General features: G+C 61.6%; 9 protein-coding genes and 1 pseudogene. 6 read left to right on the top strand and 4 right to left on the bottom strand.

What is annotated here, in order from left to right; genetic code table 11:
- Positions 1-64 precede the first annotated feature (64 nt).
- From ACDI39_RS10040 to ACDI39_RS10030, 3 genes are all read left to right on the top strand, one after another.
- The gene (locus tag ACDI39_RS10040; protein ID WP_225788206.1) at positions 65-1,261 is read left to right on the top strand and encodes a DegT/DnrJ/EryC1/StrS family aminotransferase; all 1,197 of its coding nucleotides are present in this window, start codon (positions 65-67) and stop codon (positions 1,259-1,261) included.
- 126 nt (positions 1,262-1,387) lie between these two features.
- A complete protein-coding gene (locus tag ACDI39_RS10035) occupies positions 1,388-3,385 on the top strand; it encodes a polysaccharide biosynthesis protein (protein ID WP_225788205.1) in 1,998 nt (665 codons plus the stop codon).
- A gap of 188 nt (positions 3,386-3,573) precedes the next feature.
- Positions 3,574-3,921 (top strand): ComEA family DNA-binding protein, encoded by a 348-nt coding sequence (locus tag ACDI39_RS10030; protein WP_225788204.1) that lies wholly within the window; start codon positions 3,574-3,576, stop codon positions 3,919-3,921.
- 51 nt (positions 3,922-3,972) lie between these two features.
- Here ACDI39_RS10030 and ACDI39_RS10025 read toward each other — a convergent pair whose 3' ends face one another.
- The gene (locus ACDI39_RS10025; protein ID WP_084854939.1) at positions 3,973-4,140 is read right to left on the bottom strand and encodes a DUF2897 family protein; all 168 of its coding nucleotides are present in this window, start codon (positions 4,138-4,140) and stop codon (positions 3,973-3,975) included.
- A 182-nt stretch (positions 4,141-4,322) separates the two neighbouring features.
- On the opposite strand from ACDI39_RS10025, the gene pyrF reads away from it, so the two are divergent.
- From pyrF to ACDI39_RS10010, 3 genes are all read left to right on the top strand, one after another.
- A complete protein-coding gene (pyrF, locus tag ACDI39_RS10020; RefSeq protein ID WP_225788203.1) occupies positions 4,323-5,024 on the top strand; it encodes an orotidine-5'-phosphate decarboxylase in 702 nt (233 codons plus the stop codon).
- Between the two features lie 275 nt (positions 5,025-5,299).
- Positions 5,300-12,811 carry an SDR family NAD(P)-dependent oxidoreductase gene (locus ACDI39_RS10015; protein WP_486538540.1) on the top strand — a complete coding sequence of 2,504 codons (7,512 nt, stop codon included), beginning with the start codon at positions 5,300-5,302 and terminating at the stop codon, positions 12,809-12,811.
- A gap of 8 nt (positions 12,812-12,819) precedes the next feature.
- Positions 12,820-14,169, top strand: coding sequence for an aminotransferase class I/II-fold pyridoxal phosphate-dependent enzyme (locus ACDI39_RS10010; RefSeq protein ID WP_225788201.1), 1,350 nt, complete (start codon positions 12,820-12,822; stop codon positions 14,167-14,169).
- 19 nt (positions 14,170-14,188) lie between these two features.
- Here the strand turns inward: ACDI39_RS10010 and ACDI39_RS10005 are convergent.
- From ACDI39_RS10005 to ACDI39_RS09995, 3 genes and pseudogenes are all read right to left on the bottom strand, one after another.
- Positions 14,189-15,604: pseudogene (locus ACDI39_RS10005) on the bottom strand (nucleobase:cation symporter-2 family protein); the annotation flags it as partial.
- A gap of 270 nt (positions 15,605-15,874) precedes the next feature.
- A complete protein-coding gene (locus ACDI39_RS10000; RefSeq protein ID WP_225788200.1) occupies positions 15,875-16,876 on the bottom strand; it encodes a hypothetical protein in 1,002 nt (333 codons plus the stop codon).
- A 37-nt stretch (positions 16,877-16,913) separates the two neighbouring features.
- Complete coding sequence (locus ACDI39_RS09995) at positions 16,914-17,978, bottom strand: aromatic ring-hydroxylating dioxygenase subunit alpha (protein ID WP_253168341.1); 1,065 nt, start codon at positions 17,976-17,978, stop codon at positions 16,914-16,916.
- Positions 17,979-17,998: the final 20 nt, after the last annotated feature.

Genomic DNA, 17,998 nt, shown 5'->3' with positions numbered 1-17,998 from the left:
ATTTATTACCTTTGTGTGAGTGTGGACTGTCTGTCTATATACTTTTTTGCACGTCGGAGTTTATATGCTCAACACACCTTTTTCGCCTTGGCCCTCCTTTACAGAAGAAGAGGCAAACTGCGCCCGTGATGTCATTTTGTCTAATAAGGTCAACTATTGGACAGGGCAGGAGTGTCGTAAATTCGAGCAGGAGTTTGCCGAGTGGATAGGCACAAAATATGCTGTTGCGGTTGCCAACGGGACCGTAGCGCTTGATCTGGCGCTAAAGGCGCTTGGTATTGGAAACGGAGATGAAGTTGTCGTTACGTCCCGTACATTTCTGGCCTCGGTCTCCAGCATTGTCAATGCTGGCGCAGTGCCTGTTTTTGCAGATGTCAACCGCGACTCGCAGAATATCGACGCCTCGACCATCCAGCGGGTACTGACTCCCCATACCAAGGCAATTGTTTGTGTGCACCTTGCCGGTTGGCCTTGTGACATGGACCCGATCATGGCATTGGCTGCCGAGAAAGGGCTGTGTGTCATCGAAGATTGTGCTCAGGCTCACGGCGCTACCTATAAGGGCAAGGCGGTTGGCTCGATAGGGGATGTTGGCGCCTGGTCTTTCTGCCAGGACAAGATCATGACCACAGGAGGCGAGGGGGGCATGGTCACCACCAACGATCGTGAACTCTGGTCGAGAATGTGGTCGTTCAAGGATCATGGTAAAAGCTGGGAATCCGTATACGAGCGCCAACACCAGCCTGGTTTTCGCTGGCTGCATGAAAGTTTTGGCACCAATTGGCGCATGCTGGAAGTGCAGGGAGCGATCGGCAGGCTTCAGTTGCAGCGTATGCCTCAATGGCATCAAGCTCGATTGCACAATGCTCAGCGTATCTGGGCCTGTGCCAACACGCTGGCTGGTCTCAGGGCTCCGCAGTTGCCCGATGACATTGAACACGCTGCGTATAAGTGCTATGTGTTCGTTGAACCTGATGCTCTTCGTGATGGATGGGATAGGGATCGAATCCTCAATGAGATCGTAGCGCGGGGGGTGCCGTGCTTCTCCGGTTCCTGCTCGGAGGTCTACCTGGAGAAAGCGTTCGATGGTACTGCCTGGAGGCCTGAGCCACGGCTGCAGGTGGCTCGGGAATTGGGCGAGACCAGTCTTATGTTCCTCGTGCACCCAACCCTGACAGATGCCGAAATCCAGAAAACTTGCGAAGTACTGACGTCTGTCATGGGCGAGGCAGTAACAGCGGCGGAATTGAAGACACGCTGATTTGCATGTTGTAGCGTGCAAGCAATTGATGACCTGTCATTGGCTCGGTCGGCTTTTGATCAGGAAGAATCTAGGAAAATGGATAGAAAGGGGTCCGGCTTGGTTCGGAATCAGGAGAGCAATCGAATGACGGATAAGCTTCGCAGGGGAATGCTCTTGCTACCGAGGCATTATAAGCGTGCCCTTCAGGTGATTACGGACGTAATATTGGTGTGGCTTGCTCTTTGGCTCGCCTTCCTTGTGCGTCTGGGCATCGGTGGCGTGTACGAGCCATTGCGCATCCATTATTGGTTGTTCCTCGCTGCTCCGGTCATTGCTATTCCTATCTTTATCAGATTTGGAATGTATCGGGCCGTCATGCGATATTTTGGTAATGACGCACTGATTACAATCGGAAAGGCTGTCTCTCTGGCCTCCTTGTTACTGGCTCTGGTGGTCTACTGGCATAGTAATCATACTGCTGTGGTGCCGCGCTCGATCGTATTCAACTACTGGTGGTTGAGCCTGGTGCTAATTGGTGGCTTGAGGTTGGTGATGCGCCAGTACTTCCTCGGAGATTGGTTTGCCGCCAGCCAGCATGTGCCCTTCGTCAGTCGCGACAATGGGTTACCGAAGGTAGCCATTTATGGAGCTGGTGCTGCCGGTAACCAACTGGTGGCAGCCCTGCGTATCGGCCGGGCCATGCGTCCCGTTGCCTTTATTGATGACGATGAAAGTGTCGCTGATCGCGTAATTTCGGGTCTTCAGGTGTTCCGGGGAAAGGATATCCAGCGGATGATTGATATCACCGGCGCAGAAGAGGTGCTATTGGCCATTCCTTCGGCATCCCGAGCCCGCCGCCGTGAAATTCTGGGTTTTCTGGAGAATTTCCCGCTACACGTGCGTAGCGTTCCGGGTTTCATGGATCTGGCGAGTGGTCGGGTCAAGGTAGATGATATTCAGGAGGTGGATATCGCTGACTTGCTGGGGCGCGATGCTGTTCCTGCACAAGATGACTTACTCGCCCATTGCATTACTGGCCAAGTTGTCATGGTCACCGGCGCGGGAGGGTCGATTGGTTCCGAGCTATGTCGCCAAATTCTCCTGCTGGAGCCGAAGGCTCTCTTACTGTTCGAGCACAGCGAGTTCAATCTATACAACATTCACAGTGAGTTAGAACAGCGTATCCATCGTGAAGCATTGTCGGTTCGCTTGGTGCCATTCTTAGGGTCGATCCGAAACCCAAAGCACCTTCTTGATACCATGAGCATGTGGCATGTAGATACTGTTTACCATGCGGCGGCATACAAACATGTGCCGATGGTTGAGCACAATATCGCTGAAGGTGTCCTCAATAATGTCATCGGTACGTTGAATGCAGCTCAAGCCGCCCTGCAAGCGAACGTTTCAAACTTTGTGCTGATTTCGACAGACAAGGCTGTACGCCCTACCAACGTTATGGGAAGTACCAAGCGTTTGGCCGAAATGGTGTTGCAGGCTCTTAGTAAGGAAATGGCGCCAGTATTGTTCGGAGACTCTGCAAATGTTGCGCGCGTCAACAAAACCCGCTTCACTATGGTACGCTTTGGCAATGTTTTGGGCTCTTCGGGTTCGGTAATTCCCCTGTTCCACAAGCAAATTAAATCAGGCGGGCCGTTAACTGTCACGCACCCCAAGATTACACGGTATTTCATGACTATCCCTGAAGCAGCGCAATTGGTCATTCAAGCGGGCTCTATGGGCCAGGGTGGAGATGTATTCGTGCTTGATATGGGAGAGCCAGTGAGGATTGCCGCATTGGCGGAAAAAATGATTCATCTGTCCGGCTTGAGCATTAGATCCGAAAAGAACCCTCATGGAGACATTGCCATCGAATTTACAGGCCTTCGCCCTGGTGAGAAACTCTATGAAGAGTTGTTGATTGGCGACAATGTATCGCCGACGCCACACCCTATGATCATGACGGCAAATGAAGACTATCTGGACTGGGACTCTCTGAAGGATCGTATATCTGCCCTGTTGGACGCCGTAGGCAAAGAGGACTTCACCCGAGTGCGCCAGCTGTTACGCGAACTGGTTAGCGGCTACACCCCAGAAGGCGAGATCGTTGACTGGGTTTATCAACAACGTCGCCAGGATATCTGACAGCGAGAGGTATCCCACTCGAGGTTTCGCGTAGCCCTACAGCTGGCAGTAATCATGCTGTCAGCTGTTCAATTCAGTAACTATTCCATCTTTCAAACCACTTTCAAGACACCTTCTGAACCGCTAGCTTTGCCTGGGCAGCAACGGAAACGCTGCCCCCAAAACTGCAACTCACAGGAGTGTCCAAAGTGCGCAACACCATCCTTTCCTACCTCTTCCTCCCATTGTTCACCGGCCTGTCCTTTTCCCTCAGCGCCGCCCCGAACGCCACCCCTGTCCCGACAACCGAGCTAACCACTACCCAAACGGTCGCCTCGGCAGCAGACGCTCAATCCGCAAGAATCAACCTCAACACCGCCGACGCCCCAACCCTGCAAAAGGAGCTGAACGGCATCGGCAAGGCCAAGGCCGAAGCCATCGTGGCCTACCGCGAGGCCAACGGCCCCTTTGCCTCGGTGGACGAGTTGCTGGAAATCAAGGGTATCGGCAACGCGCTCCTGGAGCGTAACCGTGACAAGCTGGTGGTAGCGGAGTAACAGGCAGGGTAATGGCCGGCCCACGCGGGTCGGCCCATCGAGAAGAGGATCTCAACGATCCTTCGCCTCCTTGGCATCCATCTCGGCGTTGCGTTCATGGATCTTCTTCAACTGCTCTTCGGTCAACGGCAATTTCTTCGCCGTATCCCGCAACAGCAACAACCCGCCAACGATCGAGCCAAGGGCTATGATCAGTATCAACCAGGCATACCAGGGCATGATGTTCTCCTGTAGACCGGGGATGGCAACGCTCGTACGAGGTTCGAGCGATTCTTGCATCCTTTGGTTCAATTATAGGAGCCGACCACTCCTGGGCCAATTCTCATGACCCATGGCCCCCAAAGCCCCCGCCACATCGTTTACAATGCGCGCCGTTTTCGACTTGCCAAGAGACCCTGCCCATGTCCGCCTGCCAGACGCCCTTGATCGTCGCCCTGGATTTCCCCACCCGTGAGGCCGCTCTGAAGCTGGCTGACCAGCTCGACCCGGCCCTGTGCCGGGTAAAGGTCGGCAAGGAACTGTTCACCAGCAGCGCCTCGGGGATCGTCGAGACCCTGTGCGAGAAGGGCTTCGAGGTATTCCTCGACCTCAAGTTCCACGACATCCCCAACACCACGGCGATGGCGGTGAAGGCCGCGGCCGAGATGGGGGTATGGATGGTCAACGTGCACTGCTCCGGCGGCCTGCGCATGATGGCGGCGTGCCGTGAGGAACTGGCCAAGCGCAGCGGGCCGCAGCCGTTGCTGATCGGGGTGACCGTGCTGACCAGCATGGAGCGGGAAGACCTGGCGGGCATCGGCCTGGATATCGAGCCGCAGGAGCAGGTGCTGCGCCTGGCGGCGCTGGCCGAAAAAGCCGGGATGGACGGCCTGGTCTGCTCGGCGCTGGAGGCGCCGGCGCTCAAGGCGGCGCATCCGGCGCTGCAACTGGTGACGCCGGGCATTCGCCCCAGCGGCAGTGCCCAGGATGACCAGCGACGGATCCTCACGCCACGCCAGGCACTGGATGCCGGTTCCGACTACCTGGTGATCGGCCGTCCGATCAGCCAGGCCAGCGACCCGGCCCAGGCGCTGGCGGCGGTGGTGGCTGAAATCCGCGGTTGATCCTTACCCAGGATCGGCGCCTTGCCAATGCCGGAGTGGGGGCTGCATGGGCTTTTCCCTTTGCCCCCAGATCGCTATTATCGCGTCTATACATCAGCAATTTCTCACGCCACGCGTTCAGGCCTGGTCTTGCTTTTTTCCTGTACACAGCAAGGCACTCCCCGGAGTCGAACCGCTCTGGGGCGTTGAGCCGCTTTGCCGAAAATGTGTTGGCCAGACATACCGGCTGTCCGCAGGATGGGGCGGTGCTCGGAAGCGTTTTAAAGGAATAGGTTTTGATTAAGCGTAAACAGGTAGCAATTGTCGGTTGTTCTTTCCGTTTTCCGGGCTCCACCTCCAGCACTTTCTGGCAAAACCTGATGAATGGACGCGACCTGGTGACCCAGGTCGATCCTTCGCGTTGGGACCACGCACAGTTCCTGCACCCAGACAAGGCTCACCCTGCCACGAGCTACACCTTCGCCGCTGGTACCCTGGGGGATATCAGCGCGTTCGATGCAGGCTTCTTCAATATCTCGCCGCGCGAGGCGGCGATGATGGACCCGCAGCAGCGCATGCTCCTGGAGATGTGTTGGGAAACCTTCGAGAACGCCGGGGTCAAGCCGTCCAGCCTGCGGGGCAGCAATTGCGGTGTGTACCTGGGCATCGCGGGGGTTGAGCAGGCCTATCGGCTGGTCGAGGACTTGGCATCGATCGACGGTGCCTCCGCCACTGGCAACACCATGAGCATTGCCGCCAACCGCCTGTCCTTCTTCTATGACTTGCGTGGCCCGAGCATGGCCATCGACACGGCCTGTTCGTCGTCCCTGGTAGCTTTCCACCAAGCCTGCCAGGCCATCCTCAACGGTGATATCGACCAGGCCGTGACGGGTGGAATCAGCCTGCACATGCACCCGTTCGGCTTCATGATCTTCGCCAAGGCCACCATGCTGTCGCGCGGCGGCCGCTGCCAGTCGTTCGATGAACGGGGCGATGGTTATGCGCGTGCCGAAGGCGGTGGCCTGTTCCTGCTCAAGGACTACGACCAGGCCGTGGCCGATGGCAACCCCATCCTCGCCGTGGTAGCGGCGACCGCGGTCAATACCGATGGCCGCAAGTCCAGTCTGACCCTGCCGAATTCGCAAGCCCAGGCCGCGTTGCTCGAGAGCGCTTATGCCCGGGCGGGCATCGACCCGGCGCAGCTCGACTACTTCGAAGCCCACGGCACCGGAACGGCCGTTGGCGACCCGGTGGAAACCCGTGCCATTGGCGAGACGCTCGGCCAGGCGCGTGGCGATGGCAACCCGCTGCCGATCGGCTCGGTCAAGAGCAACCTCGGCCACCTCGAGGCGGCCTCCGGTGTCGCCGGCCTGGTCAAGGCCCTGTACAGCCTGCATGCGCGTGTCGTGCCGCCCACCATCGGCATCCAGGCGCTCAACCCGAACATCGACTTTGCCGGGCTCAACCTGCAAGTGGTCAGCGAGCCCCTGGCGCTCAAGGCGCAGGGGCAACTGACCGTTGGTGTCAACTCCTTCGGCTTCGGCGGGGCCAATGCCCACGTCATCCTGCAGAGCGCCGAGCCGCAAGCGCCATCGTCTTCTGCGCCGCAGGCGCGGCCGCTGCCATTGCTGCTCAGTGCCAAGACGGCCGAGGGGCTGCGTGCCAACGCCGAGCGTTTTGCCGACTACCTGGCCGGCCACGACGATGCCTGCTACTACGACGTGGCCTACCAGGCCATGTTCCGTCGCGACGCCTTGCCCCATCGTTTGCTGCTGGTCGAGGCCGATCCGGCCAAGGCTGCCCAGGCGCTGGCCGACTACGCCCAGGACCCGAGCCTCAGCGAGCTGAGCTCGGTGCTCGAGGCCGGTGTTGGTCTGGAGCAGGCCAACGGCCCGGTCTTCGTCTACTCCGGCAACGGCTCGCAGTGGCAAGGCATGGGGCGGGCGATGCTCGACGAGCCGGTGTTCGCCGAGGCGCTGGCGGACGTCGATGCGATCTTCGAGCCGCTGGCAGGTTATTCGCTGCGCGCCGAGTTGCGCGGCGAGCATGGTGACGACCGCTACGCGCTCACCGAGATTGCCCAGCCGGCACTGTTCGCCTTGCAGGTCGCGGTAACCCGTGTGTTGGCCGCACAAGGCGTGCAGCCGGTAGCCGTGGTCGGCCATAGCGTCGGCGAAGTGGCCGCCGCCTGGGCCTGTGGTGCCCTGACCCTGGAAGACGCGACCCAGGTGATCTACCACCGCAGCCGCCTGCAAGGCCTGACCCGTGGTTGCGGCCAGATGAGCGCTGTCGGCCTGAGCGGCGAAGCCACCGCAGCGCTGCTCGTCGAACTGGGGTTGGCCGAGCGCCTGGTCGTGGCCGGTGAGAACAGCGCCCGTGGCGCGACCGTCGCCGGTGATGTCGAGGCCCTGGCGGAGCTCGAGCAGGCCCTTGCCGAACGGCAGGTTTTCGTCCGCCGTCTGGGCCTGGACTACGCGTTCCACTCGCCAGCGATGAATGTCATCGAGCAGCAGGTCATCGCCGACCTGGCGCACATCCGCCCACGCAGCGCCAGCCTGCCGTTCTACTCCACGGTGACTGGCGGCCAGCTCGATGGCCTGCGCCTGGACAGCCAGTACTGGTGGCAGAACATCCGCTTCCCGGTGTTGTTCCAGGGCGCGATGGACAACCTGGTGGAGCAGGGCCTGAATGTCTTCGTCGAAGTCGGCCCGCATCCTATCCTGCGCGGCTATGTGGTCGACGCCCTGGCCCAGCGCGAACAGCCGGGGCAGGTGATCGCCACGCTGCTGCGCAACGACCACAGTCCGGTGCTGTTGCAGCGTAGCCTGGCCAAGTTGCTGATCGCCGGCATCGAGCCGCACTGGCAGGTGCATTTCCCGGTCGCGGGCAATCCCGTGCAACTGCCCAACTACGCCTGGCAGCATGACCACTTCCAACTGCCGGTGAGCGCTGAGTCGTTCGGCGTGCTGCAGCGCGCAAGCCTGCATCCGCTGTTGGGCTATCCGCTGGCCGACCATGCCCTGACCTGGGAGAGCCAGCTCGACATCCAGCGTTTCCCCACCCTGGCCGACCACAAGGTCGGTGAATCGGTGCTGTTCCCGGGGGCCGGCTTCACCGAGCTGGCCCTGGCCGTGGCCTTGGTGCAACAGCCGGGTGAGTACGTCGATATCGAGGAGCTGGAGATCCATAACCCGCTGCTGCTCGCCAGCGAGGGCAGCAAGAAGGTCCGTGTCACCCTCGAGGAGGCCGATGGCACCCTGCGCATCGCCTCGCGTACCCTGGCCCAGCGTGAAGAGTGGGTACAGCATGTGGTCGCGCGCCTGCCGGGCGAAGCCCGTGGCGTCCTGCTCGACGCGCGCGCCCCGGCCTTGCCCCAGCGCCCGGCCGACTACAGTAGCGAACGGCACCTGGCCCTGACCCGTGCGGTCGGCCTCAACTACGGCCCGGCCTACCAGGCCGTGGCGGCGGCCTGGGTGGAGCCGGCGCGCATCCTCGCGCAACTCGAGGCGCCGGCGGTCATCGAGGCCGAGTTGGCCAGCCTGCATGTGCATCCGGCGCTGCTCGACGGCGCCTTCCAGTTGATCACCGAACTGCTGGTCGACCAGCCCGGCAGCAACCGGGGGCTGGCGTTCATTCCGGTGCGCTTTGGCCGCATCGCCTATGCCGTGGGCAAGGGCGTGCCGTGCCTGGCCGAGGTTCGCCAGCTCAAGCGCACCGCGCATTCCCTGCTGGTGGATTTCACCCTCTTCGACGCTGCCGGGGAGGCCGTGCTGGCGATCAAGGAGGCGCGCTTCCGTGGCGTGCGCCTGCAGCGCGACCGCTCCAACGACGTCAAGCGCCTGGCCCATGTCGGCATTGCCGCGCCTGGCCAGGTGGTACCGCTGCAACGCCATGCCCAGGCTGCCACGCCGTTGCTGGCGCAATTGCAGGGCCTGGCCGACGACCCGCTGCAGGCGCGCTACCTCGATGAGGTCGAGCCCTTGCTCGATGCCCTTTGCTCGAGCTTCGTCCAGGACCTCGTCGAACACTGCGGCGGCAGCCTGGGCGCCGAGCAGTTGGCGCATTGGTCGCAGGTCGAAGGCGTGCCGGGCGACTACCTGGCGACCTTGCTGCGCCATGGCGAGCAGGACGGCAGCCTGTCGTGCGCTGCCGATGGCAGCTGGCAGCTGGCCGACCCGGCACCGCGCCCCGCGTCCGAGGCCATCTGGCGCGAGCTGTTCCACAGCTACCCGGAATGCTTCCAGATCATTCATTCGGTGGGGCGTATCGGCCGCCACTTGAAAGCCCTGCTCGACGGCTGCCAGGCGATCGACCAGCTGCAACCGCGAGAAACCAGTGCCGCCAGCCTGGCCCGCATGGTCCTCGGCGCCGCTGGCCAGCAGCGCCTGCTGAGCGGTGTGCGCGAAACCCTGGCCCAGCGCCTGGCCGCATTGCCCGCAGGGCAACGCCTGCGCGTGCTGGAGTTTGGCTTCGGCGCGGCGTCGTTCGCCGAGCTGCTGTACCCAGGCATCGACTTCGACCGGGTCGACTATTGCTACTGCGTTCAGGCCCCGGAGCTGGAGCAGCGGCTGCGCGACGAATGCCCGGCCCTGCAGGTCCTCGCCCTCGAGCAATTGGCCGACGCTGGCGCATTCGATTGGGTGCTGGTGCCGACCGACCTGGCGCCGTTGGCCACCCTCGGCGAGGCCCTGCGCCTGGCCGCCCACCAACTCAACCCGCATGGCCAACTGGCCTTGCTCGCCCATTACCCCACCCGCTGGGCCGAGTTCGTCTTCGGCGCCCAGGCCGATTGGTGGCTGGCCGGTCCGCAGCAGGCCCTGTCGCGTCAGCAGGCGCCGGCGTTCTGGAGCCACGAGCTGCAACGCCACGGCCTTGACCCGGCGCAACTTGTCGAAGCGCTGCCGGGCAACGCCTGCGGCAGTTACCTGCTGCTAGCCGAAAAGCCGGCCACTCCTTTGGCCAGCCGAGCACCGGTCGCACAGCAGCGCTGGGCATTGCTGGCCGAATCCGGGCAGGAGGCTACCGAGCTTCTGGCCAGCCTCCTGCGTGAGCAGGGCCAGCAGGTCAGCCTGCTGCAGCCGGGCGATGCCCAGGCGCTGGTGACGCAGTTGCGGGCCCTCGAACAGCCTCCCGAGCACCTGGTGCACCTGGCGGGCTTCGACAGCGACGCAGGCCTGGAGGGCCAGGCCGCACGCTGCATGCAGGCTGCGGCATTGGTGCAGGCCTGCGAAGCCCTCGGCGTTGCCCCGCAATGCTGGCTGCTGACCCGTGGCGCGGCCATGCACTGGCATGCGGGCGCCGAGGCCGAGAGCCTGGCGTCCATCGCCGATGCCGCGCTCTGGGGCTTTGGCCGTACCCTGGCCAATGAATCGGGCAACTGCCGCGTGCGCCTGCTCGACCTGGCGCACGGCGCGCCCGTGGAGCGCCTGGTGCCGGCCCTGCTGCACGCCGACGCCGAGACCGAACTGGCGCTCGACGCCGAGGGCCGGCGTTACGTACCCCGCCTGCGCGTGCTGCGCGAACAGGCCCAGGCCGACGACGGCCAGTGGGTGTGCCTGGGCTTCGACCTGCCTGGCCAACTGCGCAACCTGCGCTGGGAAGTACGTCCACCGCGTCAGCCGGCGGCGGACGAGCTGGACATCGCCGTGCGCGCCACGGGTCTGAACTTCCGCGATGTGATGTTCGCCCTTGGCCTGCTGTCCGACGAGGCCATCGAGAATGGCTTCTCCGGCCCGACCCTGGGCTTCGAGTTCGCCGGTGTGGTGCAGGGCAGGGGGGCCCAGGTGCCGGGCGACTTCGCCCCAGGCGACCGGGTTGTAGGCTTCGGCCCCTGCAGCTTCGCCACGCGCCTGGTGACCAACGCCAACGCCGTGGCGCGTATTCCGCAGGGTATGTCGTTCGAGGCCGCAGCGACCATCCCCAGCACCTTCTTCACCGTCTATTACGCCCTTCACCACTTGGCGCGCCTGGAGCCTGGCGAGAAGGTGCTGATCCACGGGGCCGCCGGCGGCGTGGGCATCGCCGCGATCCAGGTCGCCCGCTGGTGTGGCGCCGAGATCTACGCCACCGCCGGCAGCGACGAGAAGCGCGACTTCCTGCGCCTGCTCGGGGTCGACAAGGTGTACGACTCCCGTTCGCTGGCCTACGCCGACCAGATCCTCGCCGACACCGACGGGCGGGGCGTGGACGTGGTGCTCAACTCCCTAGCGGGCGAGGCGATCAACCGCAACCTGCGCGTGCTCAAGCCGTTCGGCCGCTTCCTGGAACTGGGCAAGCGCGACTTCTACCAGAACACGCGCATCGGCCTGCGACCGTTCCGCAACAACATCAGCTACTTCGGCATCGATGCCGACCAGTTGATGAGCGAGCGCCCGGCACTCACCCGGCGGTTGTTCGCCGACATGATGGCGCTGTTCGAGCAAGGCATCCTGCACCCGTTGCCGTTTCGCGAGTTCGATGCCAACCAGGTCGTCGAGGCCTTCCGCTACATGCAGCAGGCCCGGCAGATCGGCAAGATCGTGGTGACCTACGGCAACCCGATCGAGCAGCGGGTCGATACCCGCGAGCGCCCAGCCGCAGCCTTGCGCCTGTCTGGCGAGGCGACCTACCTGGTCACCGGCGGGCTGGGCGGTTTCGGCCTGCGCACGGCCCAGTGGCTGATCGACAAGGGCGCTCGCCACCTCGTGCTGCTGGGGCGTCGTGGGCCGGCCAGCGTCGAGGCGCAACCGAGCCTGGCGCTGTGGCAGGCCCAGGGCCTCGACGTGCAGGCCGTGGCCTGCGACATCACCGATGCCGGGCAACTGCGCACGGTATTCGAGCGCATCGCCGCCAGCGCCTACCCACTGCGCGGCCTGGTGCATGCCGCGACGGTCATCGACGACAGCCTGATCCGCAACCTGGATGACGAGCAGTTGCGCCGGGTGCTGCAACCCAAGGCCCAGGGTGCCCAGCACTTGCACGAGCTGACCCGTGGGCTGGCGCTGGACTTCTTCGTGATGTTCTCCTCGGCTACCACCCTGTTCGGCAACCCCGGGCAGGCCAACTACGTGGCCGCCAACCATTGGCTCGAAGCCCTGGCGCGCCATCGCCGCAGCCAGGGGCTGGCGGCCACCGCCGTGCTGTGGGGGGCCATCGACGACGTTGGCTTCCTGGCGCGCAACACGCAGATCAAGGATGCCCTGCAAAGCCGGATGGGTGGCGCCGCGTTGCGTGCCGAGGTCGCCTTGGCGCAGCTCGAGCGCATGCTGCTCGAGGGCGACGATGGCATCGGCGTGCTGGAGCTGGACTGGAAGGCCCTGTCGCGCTTCCTGCCCAGTGCTGCCACGCCGCGTTTCGTTGAACTGGCCCGTACCCATGGTGGCGACCAGGAAGACGACAACGACGGTGAGGACATCCAGCGCATGCTCGCCGAGCTGGATGACGCCGAACTGCTGGAGCGTTTCGCCGAGATGCTCAAGTACGAAGTCTGCGAGATCCTGCGCTTGCCCGCGGCGCGCCTGGACACCCAGCGCCCGCTGCAGGAGCTGGGCCTGGACTCGTTGATGAGCGTGGAACTGGTGGTGGCCCTGGAGGAGCGTTTCGGTATCCGCCTGCCGGTGATGGAGCTGAGCGACAGTTCCAGCATCGACAAGCTCAGCGTGCGCCTGCTGGAGCTGCTGCGTGGCGACGCCAGCGAGGAGGCTGCGCCGGCCAACCTGGCCGAGAACCTGCTGGCGCGCCACGGTAGCGAGCTTACCCGCGAGCAGATGGCCGAGCTCAATGCCGGACTGGCCGATGCCAGTGCGGCGCCCAATCGATTGATCGAGTAACAGACTTCATGAGCGCAACGACGCCGACCGGCCTGGCGGTCGACACCAAGCAACGCCTGATCCAGCAAGCACTGGCGCGCCGTCGCAGCGAGGGCCGGGACGCCGCCGGTGCGACCCTGGAGCAGGCGCAGCAGGCGAGCCTGAAGGTGCCCGAGGCGTTCTACCGCTTCGACCAGCACCCTGGCTACCAGCAGTTGCGGGTGATCCAGCAGAGTGCGCGACAGCTTGGCCTGGCCAACCCGTTCTTCCGCCTGCACCAGGGCACTGCCGGGGCGCAGACCTGTATCGGCGATCGGCAGTACCTCAATTTCGCCAGTTACAACTACCTGGGGTACTCCGGCCATCCCGAGGTGGTTGAAGCGGCCAAGGCCGCCATCGATCGCTATGGCACCTCGGTTTCGGCCAGCCGCCCGGTGTCTGGCGACCGGCCGCTGCACCGCGAGCTCGAAAGGGAACTGGCCAACCTGTACCAGGTCGACGATGCGGTGGTGATGGTCAGCGGCCATGCCACCAACGTCACCACCATCGGCTACCTGTTCGGCCCGCGTGACCTGGTGCTGCACGACGAGCTGATCCACAACAGCGTGCTGCAGGGTATCCAGTTGTCCGGTGCCCGCCGCTTGAGCTTCGCCCATAACGACTGGCAGGCGCTGGAGCGCCTGCTCGCCGAGCAGCGTCAGCATTTCGAGCGTGTGCTGGTGGTGGTCGAAGGCATCTACAGCATGGACGGCGACTACCCCGACCTGCCGCGTTTCGTCGAGCTCAAGCGCAGGCACAAGGTCTTCCTGATGGTCGATGAAGCCCACTCCTTGGGCGTGATGGGCGCCACTGGCAAGGGGATCCGCGAGCATTTCGGCCTGTCGGGCGATGACGTGGACATCTGGATGGGGACGCTCAGCAAGACCCTGGCCAGTTGCGGTGGCTACATCGCTGGCAGCACGGCGCTGATCGAGCACCTGAAGTTCCTGGCCCCGGGGTTTCTCTACAGTGTCGGCATGCCGCCCGCCGTCACCGCATCGGCCCTGGCCGCGTTGCGCTTGCTGGCCAGCGGCCGCGAGCGCGTGGCTACGTTGCAAGCCAGGGGCGAGCTGTTCCTGCGCCTGGCGCGCGAGGTCGGGCTGGACACCGCGACCAGCACGGGCCTGGCGGTGATCCCGGTGATCACCGGCAGCTCGTTCAAGGCCGGGCGGTTGTCCAGTGCATTGTTCGACCGGGGAATCAATGCCCAGCCGATCCTGTATCCGGCAGTGCCGGAGCAAGCGGCGCGGGTGCGGTTCTTCGTCTCGTGCGAGCATACCGAGGAGCAGATCCGCCAGACCGTGGCGATCGTTGCCGAGGAGATGGCAAAGCTGGGGTGAGAGGGGCTCGCCAGTGCCGCCCCAGGGCGCTATACAACTTGCCGCCCTGGAAGTAATCGCCCTCACGCAGCGCGGCAATGTCCCGCACACGCAGGGTACGCTCGGACGCAGCGACGATGACGGATTGGCCGTCCGTGCGGGACTTGAGCCAATGGTTGAACGCCAGGTTCATCAAGATGGCCAGGATTGCCGCCGAACTGATCCCCGACGCAAACCAGTCCGGGAATGGCTCATAGAAGTTCGGTGCGGCGATCGGAATCATGCCGAAGCCCAAGGACGCGCAGACAATGAGCAGGTTCAAGTTGTTGCGGTAGTCGACCTTCGACAGGGTACGGATGCCACTGGCAGCGACAGTGCCGAACAGGACAAGACCTGCGCCACCGAGCACCGGCGGTGGAATGGCCGCAATAACACGTCCCATGATCGGCAGTAGCCCCAGCACCACCAGGAATACCCCGCCAGTGGCCACGACGAAGCGGCTCTTGATGCCTGTTAAGGCAACGAGCCCTACATTCTGGGCAAAGGCGCTCTGGGTGAAGGAGCCGAACACTGGCGCGATCAGGCTCGACAGCATATCGGCACGTAGGCCGTTGCCCAGGACCTTGGTGTCCACCGGGGTATTGATGATCTCACCGACCGCGAGAATATCGGCAGAGGTTTCCACCAGGATGACCATGACGACGATGCACATCGATAGAACAGCGGCGACTTCGAAAACCGGCATACCGAACTAAAACGGCGAGGGTAGTGCCAGGAGCGGGCCGTCGACGGCTGTGGTGAAGTCGGCCATGCCCACGGCGGTCGCGATGAGGGTGCCGATGACCATCGCCAGCAAGATCGACAGCCGCGAAATCGCAGCTATCCCCAGCTTGCTCAGAATGAGGACGATGAGGAAGGTGACGGCTGCCAGGGCGATATTGGCCATGCTGCCGAAATCGCTTGCATGGCTGTTGCCGCCCATGATCCAGCGGGCCGCGACCGGAAGCAGGGAAAGGCCGATAGAGGTAATGACGATGCCGGTGACCAGCGGCGGGAAGAAGCGGATGATCTGGGAGAATATCGGTGTGATCAACAGGCCAAAGAGCGAAGCTGCCATGACGGCCCCGAGCACTGCCGGCATACCTCCTGATCCGCTGGTCAGAATAGCGCCCATGGTGGCCACGCCGGCGAAGGAAACGCCTTGAACCAGGGGCAATCTACAGCCGAAAAACGGGAGGCCTATCGTTTGCAGCAAGGTAGCCAAGCCACCGGTGAACAAGGTTGCAGCAATGAGCAGGCCTATTTCGCTGGGTGTCAGTCCGGCAATCTGACCCAGAATGAGTGGGGTGGCGACCATGCCGCCGTACATGGTCAGTACATGTTGCAGCCCGTAAACCACATTGGGGCCTATGCCAAGTCTTTCATCTTCAGGTCGTTGCGCTGCAGGCGTAGTCATGGAGTTCGAACCTCGTATTATTATGAAAATAGCCGATCATCCAGAAACATATGTATAGCGACCTTGTCAGGCTTATAAGGCGTGAGCTCCTTTTTATGTGAGTGTGGCGCGTGGGATAACGTTATTTTGCCAGTCAAGGTATTGCGACTGGCCCCGAGCAAACATCAGATGGCTCGAAGCCATGTCGCTGCAGACGGTATTCAACGTTTACAAGTGGGCCTCAGTAAACGATGGCAGAGCGTATCGGCTCTCCTCGCCTCATGAGGTAAATCACATCGAGCGCAAGTCAGTCGGATTTTTTTCAGCCTTTATTTCCTCCCATGTCGCGCGGAACCACTCTGCAATTGCCACGTTTTGCTCAAACAAAGAGTATTTAACGCCGCCGCCATAGTCAGGCATGTCGATCATGTCTGTCGTGATGTATCGCAGTGGGCTGTCGGGGGTGTCGCGATGATGACGCAATACTCTGCGCACAACATCCTTGCAGGGTTCGACCCGATACGCTCGCCATGGCAAATGCCACTCGCCCGGTGCTGGTCGGAAAAATGGATACTGGCACGCCCGACCGTAGGTCCCACCGTCCTTGAGCTGCCAAATGTTCTTTGGTCCTTGCGGCGAGACCGGACGAATCTGCAACCAGTGTGTCATGTTCATGCCGATCCATTCGTCGATGACATTGCCTGGTTCATACGGGTCGATCACCAGCTGGCCCGACTCGATGTCACCGCGAATGCCGCTGACATCCTGCTCTTCGAGACAATCGACTTTCAGCAGTACATGGCTATGATCGAGCACGAAGTTGAAAGGGACTCCGCGCGCGCTCACCTGTTTGGCCACCCGGCTAATGCGGCGGAAGTCTTCGGTCCACATATAGATATGAACTTCAAAGCCGATGGTGATGCCGATTGTTTCGCCGGCCTCGTGGGCGTGCAGGTAAAAGTCGACGATTTCATTGTCTGTCAGGGTGTGACCTTGCGCATGCTTGGTGTAAAGCATGATGTTGTGAAATTCAGCGCCGGCTTCTTTGCACAATTTCAAGTTCTTGACCAGTAGCGCTTCATCACGACCTGCAGTATATGACCAGAGGCCTGTGCGAATAGGAATGCCGTATTTGTTGGAGGCACGCAGGTATTCAGATTCTTCGCCGGGCTGCGGCATGCGATCGAAGTGGTCGAAGACACCTGACTCCTTGATCATTCGAAACTGCTCGTCCACCGAAACGGGCTCAAGGTGTTGTACACCGCGACCATTGCAGCCTACAGAAAATTCCATGCTGTTCTCTCTTGTATTTGTTTTTAATAAACGAACGTCACGCGTCGACGGTCTGGACTGCGATCTGGGCTGGCACGTCACTGCGCTCAGCCACTTGCAGGCGCTCTATCATCTTACGGATGCGCACGGGGGCATTATCGATGCCCAGGCGAACATACTCGCGCACCCCGGTTATCTCTTGCTGGGCCTGGACGTGGGTCAACAGCTCCAGGTCTTCATTGAATGTCAAGGTCATCAGTTCGGCGACTTCTTCATCCACGCGGGTATCATGAGGATGATAATTGCGAAGGTGAAGCCAGAAGTAGTGGGTCGTGCGTTCTGTTTCTGGGGTCAAGAAGTTGAAGCTGAATGAGCGCAAGCCACGATCTTTGTTTTCTTCGGTGGGTTCGACACCGGCGTCTATCCCGCCAAAGTCTACATAGGAAACCGATGGCATATGCAGGTAATAATATTGCCAGCGATCGGTCAAGCCCTTGAAGTTACCCATTTTTTCAAACAAAGGGACAGGCGCGGCATTTTTGATCCAACGGTAAGCCAAGACATGGTCATCACCTTGCTCGACTTTGACTCCCACTTCAGCGCCATCGGCCCCACCGATAGTGTTTTTATGAACGTAGGTGGTGTGGGCGGGGTCCACCAGGTTGTCCGTAATGTTCAAGTAGTTTGACTTGAAGTACAGGTATTGGTTGTCGACCAAGCCCCAGCCTTTATCGCCATAATGCGGAATATCAATGATTTTTTCAGGGTCGGCCAGCGCAGGTTCGCCCATCCAGATCCAAACGGCGTTGTACTTCTCGAATAGCGGAAACGCTCGCACTTTGGCGTTAGGGGGGATGCTGGCCTGGCCGGGAATGTGCGAGCATTGACCTTTGCAATTGAAGGTCATGCCATGATAGCCACACTGCAGTTCGTCCCCCTTCAACTCGCCGAGCGATAAAGGCGCAAGCTTATGGGGGCAGCGGTCCATCAAGGCAACGGGCTGCCCATCTTCGCGACGGTAAAATACAATTTGCTCATTCAGAATTGTCCGGGCCAGTAGTGTGCGACAGATTTCATGGCTCCAGGCTGCGACATACCACCCGTTTTTAACGAAGCTGCTCATTCTTATCTCCTCACCGTTAG

This window comes from Pseudomonas sp. Tun-23181 (genome assembly GCF_057415455.1).
This window is presented reverse-complemented; position numbering and strand designations above follow the sequence as displayed.

Coding starts and splice junctions, on each gene's coding strand:
- ACDI39_RS10040 (WP_225788206.1), top strand. CDS start 65: ATGCTCAACACACCTTTTTCGCCTTGGCCCTCCTTTACAGAAGAAGAG.
- ACDI39_RS10035 (WP_225788205.1), top strand. CDS start 1,388: ATGACGGATAAGCTTCGCAGGGGAATGCTCTTGCTACCGAGGCATTAT.
- ACDI39_RS10025 (WP_084854939.1), bottom strand. CDS start 4,140: ATGCCCTGGTATGCCTGGTTGATACTGATCATAGCCCTTGGCTCGATC.
- pyrF (WP_225788203.1), top strand. CDS start 4,323: ATGTCCGCCTGCCAGACGCCCTTGATCGTCGCCCTGGATTTCCCCACC.
- ACDI39_RS10010 (WP_225788201.1), top strand. CDS start 12,820: ATGAGCGCAACGACGCCGACCGGCCTGGCGGTCGACACCAAGCAACGC.
- ACDI39_RS10000 (WP_225788200.1), bottom strand. CDS start 16,876: ATGGAATTTTCTGTAGGCTGCAATGGTCGCGGTGTACAACACCTTGAG.
- ACDI39_RS09995 (WP_253168341.1), bottom strand. CDS start 17,978: ATGAGCAGCTTCGTTAAAAACGGGTGGTATGTCGCAGCCTGGAGCCAT.